Source organism: Pseudomonas sp. 10(2024), from assembly GCF_045164175.1.
GTDB classification, from domain to species: domain Bacteria; phylum Pseudomonadota; class Gammaproteobacteria; order Pseudomonadales; family Pseudomonadaceae; genus Aquipseudomonas; species Aquipseudomonas alloputida.
On sequence record NZ_CP174006.1, the window covers coordinates 3,384,326 to 3,397,052 of the forward strand.

General features: G+C 62.1%; 10 protein-coding genes. All 10 read right to left on the reverse strand.

Annotated features, from left to right (window positions below):
• Positions 1 to 141: 141 nt before the first annotated feature.
• The gene (locus tag ACI7M0_RS15290) at positions 142 to 1,707 is read right to left on the reverse strand and encodes an arylsulfatase (protein WP_129932176.1); all 1,566 of its coding nucleotides are present in this window, start codon (positions 1,705 to 1,707) and stop codon (positions 142 to 144) included.
• A gap of 98 nt (positions 1,708 to 1,805) precedes the next feature.
• Positions 1,806 to 2,807, reverse strand: coding sequence for an HAD family phosphatase (locus ACI7M0_RS15295; RefSeq protein ID WP_129932175.1), 1,002 nt, complete (start codon positions 2,805 to 2,807; stop codon positions 1,806 to 1,808).
• A 45-nt stretch (positions 2,808 to 2,852) separates the two neighbouring features.
• Positions 2,853 to 4,157 (reverse strand): BatD family protein, encoded by a 1,305-nt coding sequence (locus tag ACI7M0_RS15300; RefSeq protein WP_129932174.1) that lies wholly within the window; start codon positions 4,155 to 4,157, stop codon positions 2,853 to 2,855.
• The gene (locus ACI7M0_RS15305) at positions 4,154 to 5,749 is read right to left on the reverse strand and encodes a VWA domain-containing protein (RefSeq protein ID WP_129932173.1); all 1,596 of its coding nucleotides are present in this window, start codon (positions 5,747 to 5,749) and stop codon (positions 4,154 to 4,156) included. Before ACI7M0_RS15305 ends, ACI7M0_RS15300 begins: the two co-directional genes overlap by 4 nt.
• Positions 5,750 to 6,742 (reverse strand): VWA domain-containing protein, encoded by a 993-nt coding sequence (locus ACI7M0_RS15310; RefSeq protein WP_129932172.1) that lies wholly within the window; start codon positions 6,740 to 6,742, stop codon positions 5,750 to 5,752.
• Positions 6,729 to 7,238 carry a DUF4381 domain-containing protein gene (locus tag ACI7M0_RS15315; protein ID WP_129932171.1) on the reverse strand — a complete coding sequence of 170 codons (510 nt, stop codon included), beginning with the start codon at positions 7,236 to 7,238 and terminating at the stop codon, positions 6,729 to 6,731. Before ACI7M0_RS15315 ends, ACI7M0_RS15310 begins: the two co-directional genes overlap by 14 nt.
• Positions 7,235 to 8,176 carry a DUF58 domain-containing protein gene (locus ACI7M0_RS15320; protein WP_129932170.1) on the reverse strand — a complete coding sequence of 314 codons (942 nt, stop codon included), beginning with the start codon at positions 8,174 to 8,176 and terminating at the stop codon, positions 7,235 to 7,237. The genes ACI7M0_RS15315 and ACI7M0_RS15320 overlap by 4 nt, the downstream gene beginning before the upstream one ends.
• A gap of 13 nt (positions 8,177 to 8,189) precedes the next feature.
• Complete coding sequence (locus tag ACI7M0_RS15325; RefSeq protein WP_104961927.1) at positions 8,190 to 9,164, reverse strand: MoxR family ATPase; 975 nt, start codon at positions 9,162 to 9,164, stop codon at positions 8,190 to 8,192.
• A 105-nt stretch (positions 9,165 to 9,269) separates the two neighbouring features.
• On the reverse strand, positions 9,270 to 11,624 hold the full coding sequence (locus ACI7M0_RS15330; protein WP_129932169.1) for a tetratricopeptide repeat protein: 2,355 nt from the start codon (positions 11,622 to 11,624) through the stop codon (positions 9,270 to 9,272).
• Between the two features lie 286 nt (positions 11,625 to 11,910).
• On the reverse strand, positions 11,911 to 12,717 hold the full coding sequence (locus ACI7M0_RS15335) for a transporter (RefSeq protein WP_129932168.1): 807 nt from the start codon (positions 12,715 to 12,717) through the stop codon (positions 11,911 to 11,913).
• Between the last annotated feature and the right edge of the window lie 10 nt (positions 12,718 to 12,727).

Sequence of the window (12,727 nt, forward strand, 5' to 3'; positions counted from 1 at the left end):
TTGCGTTTCGGTGGAGGCGGAACTGTCGGCGCGGGGAAGGTTCACGACTGCTGGCATCATCAAGCCTTAGCGGACCCACACGTCTGTCCGCACTGGGTATGAAAGAATGCGCCCGCCGAGGGCGGGCGCGGGGCATTGCCGTTATTGCTTCATCTTCTCTTCGATTTTCTTGTCCACGTCAGCACGGATCTGGTCGATGCTGAAACTTGCCGGACGCTGGCTCGGCGGATATTCCACGAACGTCTGCAGGAATGCGGCAGCCTTGCGGGTTCCCTGGAAGATCAGATAGTCGTTCTTGGTCACCCAATCGTAGTACTGGTTGGAGACGACATCGGCGCGTTCATACGGGTCCATACGCAAATTGAAGACCTTGGGTACCCGCAGGCAAGTGAACGGCTCGCTCCAAACCGCGAACCCCCCAGGGGCGCGCTGTTCGCAGAACACCAGCTTCCAGTTGCCGAAGCGCATCGACACCAGTTCACCGTCGTCGTTGAAGTAATAGAACTCGTCACGTGCGCTCTTGTCCGTTTTGCCGGTCAGGTAATCCAGTTGGTTGTAACCGTCCAGATGCACCTTGAAGTTCTTGCCACCCACATCGGCGCCCTTGAGCAAGCGGTCCTTGATGCCAGTGTCACCGGCTGCGGCCAACAGTGTCGGGAACCAGTCCAGCCCCGAGAACATCTGGGTGGACACCGTGCCCGGCTTGACCTTGCCCGGCCAACGGATCATCGCCGGCACGCGGTAGGCGCCTTCCCAGTTGGAGTTCTTCTCGTTGCGGAACGGCGTCGTCGCGGCATCAGGCCAGGAGAACTGGTTAGGGCCGTTGTCCGTGGTGTAGACCACGATGGTGTTGTCGGCAATCTTCAGGTCATCGAGTGTCTTGAGCAGCTTGCCCACATCACCGTCGTGTTCGACCATGCCATCTGCATACTCATTGCCTGGCATGCCGCTCTGCCCACGCATCGACTCACGCACATGGGTATAAAGGTGCATACGGGTGGTGTTCATCCAGACGAAGAACGGCTTGTCAGCCTTGACTTGCTTGTCGATGAAGTTGATTGCCGCCTGGGTGGTCTCGTCGTCGATGGTCTCCATGCGCGACTTGGTCAACGCACCGGTATCCTCGATCTTGCCATCGGCGCTCGACTTGATCACACCGCGCGGCGAGGTAGCCTTGACGAATGCCTCGTCATCCTTGGGCCACAGTTCACGCTCCGGCTCTTCTTCGGCGTTGAGGTGATACAGGTTGCCGAAGAATTCGTCGAACCCATGATTGGTCGGCAGGTATTCATCCCGGTCGCCCAAATGGTTCTTGCCGAACTGGCCAGTGGCATAGCCCTGCGCCTTGAGGGCCTGGGCAATGGTGACATCGCGCGCCTGCAAGCCCACGGGCACGCCAGGCATGCCGACCTTGGACAAGCCGGTTCGCAGCGGTGTCTGCCCGGTGATGAAGGAGGAACGACCGGCGGTACAGCTGTTCTCGGCGTAATAATCGGTGAACAGCATCCCTTCCTGGCCGATGCGGTCGATGTTCGGCGTCTGATAGCCGACCACGCCCTTGCCGTAGGCGCTGATATTGGTCTGGCCAATGTCATCGCCGAATATCACCAGGATATTGGGTTTTTCCGCGGCACTTGCCGTGCACACACTCACCGCCGCAGTAGCGGCTAGCGCGAATGTGGTTATCCATCTTCTACTGGACTTCATAAGGCGGTTTCTCCGTATCACGTTTACTGGCATTTGCCACGACTACGTGCACGATCGACCTACTGCTTGGCTGGTTCCCTGTGCCCTGCGGTTCTCTTTCATTGAGCCTGGTTGCTTTCGAATGGGTAGATGCGCTGCCACTCACGGGCCATATCGACCACGGTCCAGTTCGCACCCATGGCGGCATCCAGCGCCTTGTCCAGGCGCCCGACCTTGCTGTTGCGGTCATAGGCCCATTCGCGTGTCGCGTCGGTGTGGTGGACCAGCCCGGCGAAGCGCTTGCCGTCGCCAGCCATGGTCCACTGAAGCATTTGCAGGTCGCCGTCGGAGTTGCCGAAGGCGAAGATAGGGCGACGGCCAATATGGGCATCGATGCTCACCGGCTTGCCTGGGCCATCATCGTTGTGCAGCAATTTGGGCAGCCGTTCGATCGACAGTTTGCCGTTGTCATCGATGAAGCGCGCATCCAGTGTGGTGCCGATCACCTGCTCTGGCGGCACGCCGTAGACTTCCTCTGCGAATGCACGCATGAAGGCCACCTCGCCGCCTGAAACGATGTAAGTCCTGAAACCGTTGGCCCGCAGGTACTGCAAGAGCTCGAGCATGGGCTGGAAGACCATCTCGGTGTACGGTTTGTGGCTGCGAGGGTGCACGGCCTTCGCCAGCCAGCGCTGGGTATTGGCGATAAAAGCCTCGGTGCTGACCCCGGCATGGGTGGCGGCCACGATCTTCAGCATGCCGTCCATGCCGCTGTCACTGAGTGCTTGCTGGTCGCCCTCAAGGACGGCCTTGAACGGCTGTTGGGTGACCCATTCCGGGTGTTGGGGTGCGAGCCTTTTGACCTCATCGAGGGCAAACAGCACTTCGAAATACAACGGCTGTTCGCTCCATAGTGTGCCGTCATTGTCGAAGACGGCAATGCGCTCGGCCTCGGGCACATAATCTTTGCTGCCCTCGGTGGTCACGGCGCCCACGAAAGCTTCGATGGCTTGCCGTGAGGGGCCATCGCGCCAGGACGGCAGCGGGTTCGCGGCCTGCACCGCCAAGGGCAATACAATCAACAAGGTCAACCACCAGCGCGTGCGGTGCAGGTCGAGCATGAAGTATCCCTCCTCTGTGCTGCCCATCCACTTCAGGCAAAAGGCTCACGGGTTGAGCGGTTTCAAGCCTTCAGGGTGGCTGACCTGCCGCCCAGTCACTGCCGCTCGCCGCAGCGCGGGTAGCATCGGTCTCAATGACGGCGGGGCGTGGTGCATTTTGTTGACGTTGCCGTAGCGACTCTGGAGCCAGTCTAGTAGACGTATTCGCAATGGGGACGGTAAAGCTGAGGAAAATTCCGACACCGTGCGCTTTCCGGTAGCCCGCCGGATCCACAGGTACAACCCATCGAGCCGAGGTGGGTCTTGCGCAAGTTGTGCACGCGCCTGCCGCCAGGCATGCTCGGCAGACTGCAAGCGTACCCTACGCCGCGCTGCATGCCAGCCTTTCAAATGCCGCCACACCGCGTGCATCCACGGCCGTGCAAAGTAAATCAGCCCTCCGCCAAGCACCAGCAAGCCCGCTGCCCACAGCCAATGACCGGGCAGGCGCAACTGTGCCTGACGGCCGAGCGCGCGCAGGTCCTGGTCGATGGCAAAGGGTGCCTTGTAACCACCCTCGATGGCGTTGACGTCGATGGGGGGCAACGTTGCTTGCCTGGCCTCACCGGTAGCCGCGTCCCACCACTGCAGTTCAATCGCGGGTAATTGGTAACGTCCGGCAGCCGATACCACATAGCTCACACTGTCCTCGCGCTGGCCGCCGATCGAGCCACCGCGGCCATCACTAAGCGGCGCAATACGAGGGGTTTGTACATAGCGTTTAAGGCCTTTGATGTCGACCAGCGGTGGCGGCGGTATCAGCATCGCCTGCGCACCTTCGGCTTGCGTCATCACACGGCGGGTAATGCTGTCCCCTGCACGCAACGGCGAATGCGACAGTTGTGTTTGTTGCTCAAGGCTGACGTTTCGCGCCACCAGGCGGTGCACAGTCGCGTCGCCGGCCAGGGCCTTGGCTGTGAACGACAGCGGTTCGCTGGTGAGCGTGACCGGCGCATCCGCCTGGCCGGGGAACACCTGAAAGGTTTGCGCAGGGAGCGTGAAAGCCTGGGCCGTCTGCGGGGTGATCTGATAGGTGTAACGCAGGCCGAAGAAGGGTTTGCCGTCGAGTCGTTCGTTCAGATGCTGCGCTTCACCGCTCGGCGCGCTCACCGTAGCACCCGGAAGTTCGATCACCGGCAGCACGGCCGGCTGGGTGAACCAGGTGTCCACCAGCAAGTCGACCTGCAGCTCGAGCGTCGCGCCTACCACCGTGTCACCGGCCGGCAGCAGGCGCGCCTGCACGCGTGCCTCGGGTGCCGCGACCGCGAGCAATGGCAGGTAGAGCCCTAGCAGCAACAGCAAGCGTTTCATCGGGTGCCCTCCGGGGTTTTCCGTGAGGCGTCCTGAAGCAGGAACTTGCGCCTGAGGAACTGCGCCGGCGACGTCGTCAGGTTATTCAGCCAGACCTGGTCCGAAGCGGCCTGCGGAGTTTGCTGCTTCTGCCGGGCGCCTTTGGAGGGCGTCTGGTCTTCGACCACCTTGTCGGCCTTCTCGTCTGGTGTGCCGGCCTGTTGCTGGTCTTCGTAGTCTTTGAGCAGCGCCTGTGCCAGTGCCAGGTTGGCGCTGGCCTCGGGAAACACCGGCTGCCGCTTCAAAGCCTGTTGGTAGGCCTGGACCGCCTGGGGAAACTTGAACTGGCGCACGTAGATATTGCCCCGGTAGAAAAAAGCCTGGGCGGTATCGAGCTTGCCCAGGCTGGCCAAGGCAACGTCATAGTCGGCGGCGGTGTAGGCAGCCAGGCCTTTCCAGTAAGGGTCGTTGAAATGCGCTGCGGCCTGCGGGTAATGGCCATGCTCAAAGGCCCAGCGGCCCTGCTGGTCAGGCGTGAAGAAGGCATCTGCGACGGGCCCGGCCCGCGCCGTTTGCGGCTGCGTGCCCAACAATACCGCCACCAGCACACTGGCCATCCAGTGCACCTTCCAGCCACGGCGCAGACACAACAGGGCAATCAGCGCCAGCGGCCAGCACAGCCAGTAGCCGGCGTCCTTCCAGTGCACCTGCTGCGGGTCGCCTTGGGCTGCCTGAAAATGCTGTTGCGCATGCAGTTCGATCCAGTCCAGGTCGTCGTCACTCAGGGTCAGGCTGCCCAGCGGGCCGTTGACGGCTTTGGCCAACTGCCTCAAGCCCTGCTGATCGAAGTCCGCCTGCAGCGGGCGCCCTTCGGCATCGATACGGGTACGGCCCTGGGCGTCATGCAAAACACCGCTGTCGTGGCTGCCAACGGCCAGTACCATCACCTGCAGGTCGCTGCCTTTTAGCGCGCCCGCGAGTGCCGACAGTTGCCCGGCATCGGCGCCATCGGTCAGCAGCACCAACGTGCCGGGTACCTGTTCGGCAGCAAGCAAGCGTTTAGCCACTTCGATCACGCCCACCACGTCCTTGCCGGGTTTGGCGATCAAATCGGTGGTCAGCGCTTGCAAAAACGTATCAAGCAACTGCGGGTCTTCCGTGGCGGGCAGCACCAGGTGCGCGCTGCCGGCATACACGATGAGCGCCGTGCGCGCCCCCGCGCGGTGCATCACCAAGTCGTGCAGGGTATGTTTGGCGGCTTGCAGGCGGGACGGGGGGACGTCGTCGGCATCCATCGAGGGCGACAGGTCCAGTGCCAGGATCAACGGCGCACGGTTGTCGACGAACGCCGGGATGTCGCGCTGCCAGGTCGGCCCGGCGGCGGCCAGGGCACCCAGGCCGAGCAGTACTGCCAGCAGGTGAACGGGCCGTACCCGCTGTTGCTCCTCGGGAGTGATGAGCAAATGCTCGACCAAGTGTGGAGCGATCACGCCTTGTAACTGCCGCTTCAGATCATGGCGCCGCTGCCAGGCCCACGGCAGCAGTGCAGCGGGTAGCCACAGCCACAACCAGTAAGGGCGTAGCAGGTGCAAGGCGCTGAGGTCGATGTCCATTCACGGCCTCCCCTGCGCAGGCCGTGCCCGCAATGGGCCAGCCATGGCTGCCAGGCTATGCCCCAAGGCGAGCAACAGCAGAGCCGCCCCCAGTGGCCACCAGAACAGGTCACGCTTGGGCTGGTGGCTGAAGGTCTTGACGCGGTGCGGGGTAATCCGGTCGAGCGTGGCATACACCTGCGCCAGCGCGCCCCGGTCATCGGCGCGGAAGAACCGGCCACCGGTGGTACGCGCGATGCCCTCCAGCGCCTGCAAGTCCACCTTGTCTTCACCGCTGGCCTGGGGGTCGCCGATACCAATGGTATGTACCACGATATTCCGATCGCTGGCCAAGGCTGCCGCGTGTTCAGGCGTTATGGCGCTGCCGGTGTCGTTGCCGTCGCTCAGCAGCACCATCACCTTTTCCTGCTCATTGGCCTGGTCCAGCAGCTTGATGGCAAGGCCAATGGCATCGCCTATGGCGGTATTCGGCCCGGCCATCCCCACACCGACTTCATCGAGCAGCAGCGAGAGGCTGGCATGATCGAGGGTCAGGGGCGCCTGTGGATAGGCACCCGTGCCGAATACGATCAAGCCAATACGGTCTTGCTTGCGCTGCGCGATGAAGTCGCGGACCACCCCTTTCACCGCGCTCAACCGATCCACTTGCCGGCCATTGGCGTCAGTAAAGTCCTTGGCCTGCATGGACTGCGAAATATCGATCGCCAGCAGCATGTCGCGGATCGGTTGCTCACGCTCGATGGCCTTTTCCACCAGCACGGGCCGCGCGCAGGCCGCCACCAGAAGGCCCCATACCAGCAGGTTCACGAGCACTTGCCAGCGCCCGCCCGAGGGTGGCGAGGTGCCCGGCAACTGGTTCACTGCACGGCTCATGGCAAAGAAAAACGGCACCCGCAATGCGCTGCGCGCCTCGTGATAAGGGCGCATGAAACGGTAGACGACCCAGGGCAAGGGCAGCAACAAGAACACCCACAGGTAATCAAACTGCCACATGATGAGCCTCGATCCAGCGCCTGCAGGTGTTCACCAGGCTCCGCAGCTCAGGTTCGCCGATCGCCTGCACCTGCAGGTCTGGCGCATAAGCCAGCGTGTGCAGTTGCGCGGCGAACTGCCCAGGCAAGGCAAAGCGTGCCCGCTGCTGCAGAAAAACCTGCCATTGCGCGCCCGACAAGCTATGCACCGCGGGTGCATCGGGCATGGAAAGCGCTACCCGCTTGAGCAGCTCCGGCACTTCACGCAGGGCCGCCAGACGCTGCTCGGGCTTGGCCAGCGCCCCCGCCAGCGCGTCGAGCCGCAACAGCGCCTCACGCCGATAGCGATTGCGCTGCCAGCGCCGCCAGGCAAACACGGCATAAGCGAGCCCTGCCAGCACCACTAAGGCCAGCAATACCGCCCAGCCCCAGGTGTGCGGGGCGTAACTGAACGGCGGTACCGGCAACGGCAGCTCCTTGAGCTGGTCGATGGCGGCAGGCGACGGCCGGGCACTCATCGGGCACTCCCCCCAAGCCGCCCCAGTTCACGCTGGACCTGGCCCAGCACCTCGTCGCCGGTGCTGATCATCATCAGGGGTATCTGGCTGCGGCGCAGCAACTGGGCCACTTCCTGCAGGCGCCCGGAGAGAAAATCGCCCAACGGCCGGTGCACCTGGCGCCGCCCGACCTCAAGGTCGACCTGCACCTCACCCTGCGTCACGCTCAAACGCCCCTTGTCAGGCACCTCCAGCGCGATAGGGTCATACACCTGCATGGCGATCACATCATTGTGCGCACTCAGTTGGCGCAACAGCTTCAAGGTCTGCTCCGACACACCGGCAAAGTCACTGATGATGCAAACCAGCGCATCATGCCCGGCCAGGCCGATGACAGTACGCAGCGCACTGTCGAGTTGCCCCGCTTGTTCGCTGTCCGGCCCTGACGCACTGAGGCGGTTGTTGCTGCGCACCACTGCCGCGCAAAGTGCCTGTACCCGTGCGCGGCTGCGCAGCGGCTTGATGTGCACCACCTGCTGATCGTCGAACACCAACCCGCCCACCCGATCACCGGCCTGCAGGGCGATCCATGCCGACAACGCGGCAAGCTCGGCAGCGGTGACCGACTTGAAACTGCGCCTGGAGCCGAAGTACATGTTCATGCGCTGATCGACCAGCAGTAGCGTCGGCCGGTCGCGCTCTTCGGTGAAGGTGCGCACGAACGGCTTGCCATAGCGTAACGAGGCGCGCCAGTCGAGGTGTCGCAGGTCATCGCCTGGTATGTAACGGCGTAGCTCGTCGAAGCTCAACCCCCGGCCACGCAGGCGTGAGGCATGGTTGCCCGCCAGAATGCTCGCCAAGGGCTGACGCGCCAGAAAGCTCAAACCGCGCACGCGGTATTCGAACGCCATCAGCTGGCTCAGCGAAGCGTAGACGAAACCATCCTGGGTCGGTTGCATGGGCTCGCTCCGTTCAGGCCGGGATGGCGACCTTGTCCAGCAGCCGGTCGATCACCTGGTCGGCCCCAATGCCATCGGCGACGGCGTCGTAAGAGAGCTGCAAGCGGTGGCGCAACACCGGATGGATGACCGCACGCACATCGTCCGGGGTGACGTACTCCTGCCCGGCCAGCCACGCGTGGGCGCGCGCCACCCTATCCAGGCTGATACCGCCACGCGGGCTGGCGCCGATCTTGACCCAGCGCCCAAGGTCCGGGTCATGCTCTGCCGGGTGGCGGGTGGCGTTGATCAGATCGATCAGGTAGCGGTCGATCGCAGGCGATACTTCGATGCCGGCGATCGCGCTGCGGGCGGCGAACACCACCTCCTGGGGCAGACGCCCAGGCGCCTGGTGCGGGTGGCCTGCCTGCTGTTCCTCGTTGCGCACCAGGCGCAGCACCAGGGTTTCATCCTCCACCTTGGGATAGTCCAGTTGCAGCTTCATCAGGAACCGGTCCATCTGCGCCTCGGGCAATGGGTAGGTACCTTCTTGCTCGATGGGGTTCTGGGTCGCCAGCACCATGAACAGGCCCGACATCGGGTAGCTCTGACCGGCCACGGTAATCTGGCGTTCTTCCATGGCTTCAAGCAGCGCCGCCTGAACCTTGGCCGGGGCGCGGTTGATCTCATCGGCGAGAATCACGTTGCCGAACAGCGGCCCGGGTTGAAACTTGATCTCGTTGCCCTGCGCGGTCTGCTGGAGGATTTCGCCACCGGTGATGTCCGACGGTAACAAGTCGGGGGTGAACTGGATGCGCCGCATGCTGGCTTCCAGATGCGTGGCCAACGCCTTGACCGTACGCGTTTTTGCCAGCCCCGGCAGGCTTTCCAGCAAGACGTGACCATTGGCCAGCAAGCCAAGGATCACATGACGAATGGTGTCGGCCTGGCCCAGCACGCTCTGCGCCACATGGGCTTCGAGTTCAGCAATCTGCTCGCGTATATCCACTGTCCGGTCCTAGTCAGTCGGGGCATCGACAGGATGCCCCACGGATGTTCGCAACGGCTTGAAGGCGACGAGGTAAATCTAGCCGCTCACAGCACCCTCGCCAGCTCAATTTGTGCTTTCGTACTTTTGCCAATAAGGCTCGATGCCTTGCAGGCGTGAATCGTCAGGGGCCGCTTTGCGCATCCTTTGTACATAGGCATAGGCTTCACGGCGTTCACCGGCCAAGGCATGCAGGTAGATCAACGAGTAAAGCAGGTCGGCGTTGTCAGGCGCCTGCTCAAGGCCGCGCCGCAGCGCCACCAAGGCCTCATCCCGACGGTTCATGCGCGACAACAGCAAGCCCTGGTTGTAACGAATGCGCGCATTGCCTGGCAGCGCGACCGCTGCCGTTTCCATCAAGCCCACGGCCTCTTCGGGCTGGCGTCGTTCCACCAGCAGCAGGGCCAGCATGTACGCCAGGTTGCCGTGGTCGGGGGCCGACATCTTGTCCAGCGCCAGGCCTGCGCGCAGTACCTTTTCCGCTTCATCGAGCTGGTGTTCGGCCGTTGCAAGATTGGCCAGGTTGACCCGCGCCGGCACAAAGTAAGGGTCAAGGTGCAATGCCTGACGGTACTGTTCCATGGCTTCTTGCTGACGCCCCTGGCGGCTCAACAGGACGGCCAGGTTCAAACGCCCGCCAGGCAGGTCGGCATTGCCACGCAGCCGCGCCTCATAGTCCGCCAGCGCGGTGCTGAACGCCTCCATCGACTGGGCTGGCAATTGCGCCGTGGGCACATCCGCGAGCGCCCGCACTGCCTCATCGCGCACCGCCAGGGACGGGTCTTCGAGCAGGGGCAACAGCGGCTTGAGACGCTGCTCTGGTGGCACGCTCGAGAAACCAGAGGTGGCGTAGGCTCGCACCAAGGGGCTCGGATCTTTCAACGCCCAGCCCAGACTGATGAGGGCCTGGGGGCCCAGGTCGGCCATCTGTTCGGCAGCCGTGGCACGGACGATGGTCGGCTTGGTCTTGTCTGCCAGCACCGTATTCAAAAGGCTCAACGGGATACCTTGGCCATCGCGCACCGCCTGGAACGCCTCGCCAAACAACACCGGCCGCTGCGGTTTGCCAAACCACTGCTCGATTGCCTTGGCCGCCCAGGCCGGTTGCTGATCCTTGTGACAGGCGGTGCAGGCATCGGGGCTGTCGACCTTGCTGGCGAGGTCCGGACGTGGGATCCGCAAGCTGTGGTCACGACGAGGGTCGACGACCATGTAGGTCTTGGTCGGCATGTGGCAACTGACACACTGGGCGCCAGGGCTGCCAGCGACATGGTGATGGTGGGCGGGCGTATCGTAGTCCTTGGCCTGCAGGGTAGCGAAGCGGGCTACCGGTGGATTGCCGTTGTGGCATTGCAGGCACAGCCCGTTGCCTTCGATCTTGACCTTGGTGGTGTGGGGGTTGTGGCAGTCGGTGCAGCCTACCCCTGCGTTGTACATTTTGCTTTGCGTGAACGAGCCATACTCGTACACCTCACCGTCGATCTGGCCATCGGCGTGGTAAAGGCCGCGGCGCAACGTTGCCGGGAGGCTCTGGTCAAGCTGCGGATGACCAGGTAACTGACCCACGCCAAGGGTCTGCCGCCGGCTGTGGCAGAACGCACACTGTTCGACCATGCCCTGGCTGCCCAACGCCTTGTAATCGACTGCCAACCCTATGTCCTTGACCGACGCATAGGTTTGCTCGGCGGGTTTGGCTTTGTTCGCCCAATCGACATGCGCCTTGCCAGGCCCGTGACAGCTCTGGCAGCCAACGTTCTGCTCTTTCCAGGTGGAGGCAAAGCTGTCCTGGCGATCGTCGTAATGCTTCATCAAGCGAGTGGAATGGCAATCGGCGCACATGCCGTTCCAGTTCTGGTAGCGACCGGTCCAGTGCAAGGGGTCATCGGGCGCGAAGCGTTGGCCTGGGTAGAGCGAGAACCAGCGTTGCCCGCCCTCATCCTTGGCTCTGCTGTCCCAGGCGATGGTCAAAGCCTGCAGGCGTCCCCTGGGCAGGGCAACCAGGTACTGCTGCAGCGGATAGTGGCCAAAGGTGTAGAGAATTTGAAAGTCTGCCGGCTGGCCATCCTCACCTTCGGTATTGATGAAGAAGCCACCCTGCCTACGGAAGAAACGCGCCGTTACCCCGGCCTCATCGAAGCGAGCATTCTTGAAGTTGCCGAGCACGTTGGCCTCGGTAGCATCACGCATGGCCCAACCGTGATCAGAGTCCTTCCAGGCTTTGGCCTGGGTAACGTGACAGCCAAGGCAAGTAGCGGTTGCCACATAGCCCTCGGACGCGATCGAGGGGGTGGGTACAGCTCCCGCCTCCTCAGCGGAGAACGCGATGCCCATTGGACCAAACAGCCAAATGATCAAAACAGCCAAACAGCACAAGGCCTTCAACGACAAACCCAGCATATTGCCTTCGTTGCGACGCGCCATCCTTTAGCTCCGTGGTCAAACGAATCAGCGCCCCTTGGAAGAGGCTTCTGGCATGCCGAGTAGCGACGCCTGCGTAATTAGGCTGTTGCCTAAGGTCTGGATGAAAAGCCTTGAGAAGAGGGTCAGGCTGTTTTCACCGCAGCATCACCGAGTATCAAGGCTCTTCATACAGAGCCTAAACCCACTGCTCGCAAATGACCGCTCGGACAGACCTGCAGGCCACTGGTTACTGATCATAGCCGCAAACTGAAAATCCGCTTTGTTATTATTGGCTTAACTTCCCGGCTCAGCGTGGGAACAACAGCGTCACAGCAAAGCGAAAGCCCCAGCCGTCCGGGCCATTATCCGGTGAGTCGAGCCAGTAACGCGGGCCGGCCTGGACGGTAATGGGGTGGCCGCCAACCTTCAGTAATTGGGTAATGGTCAGGTTGAGTGGAATCGTCCACTCTTGGGATTGCCAGTCGTATGTGGACTCACTGTTGATACCAAAGGTGGTCAACGTACTGTTGGTGTAAGAAAGAAACGGCTGCAAGAAGGTCTGGTTGACCTTCTCCTTTCCATCCGCAGGGCTGCCCTCCAGCCCCCAGATATGATTGGCCAATATGCCGTGCGTCCAACCGTTGGATTGCTTCAAAGCTACCGCGGTCGGCCCGAGCCCCCATTGTTCACTGCTCAGTACGTCGTTGCTGCCTGTTGGTATCAGCAGCGCCGGCCCTGCGCCAAGTATCCAGCCACTGGCAGTGGGTTGTTTCGGTGAGAAGAAAAAGCTCTGGGTCACATCGCCCACACCGGAGGTGTCCGCTGCACCACCCAGGCCGTGTTGGTCGATGACCGGGAGAATTGTGCGGGAAATCAGGTTCCACTCTTCATTCAGGCTGAAAGGCAGAACGGGCTGGATGTTTGTCAGGCTGCGCTTGCCATTGCCGCCCGGGCCTATTTTCTGGTCCCAGTTATATTGCACCGGCAAGCTGTACATGGCCGCAACCGGGTTAAGCGCTTTCTTGGCAAGCTCTGCGGAGTCTTCCGCTTGCCCTTGTCCGGTATGTGCCAGCAAGGCAAGTAGATAAAGCGGGTAGTCATTTCTTTTCGACATAGTAATACCC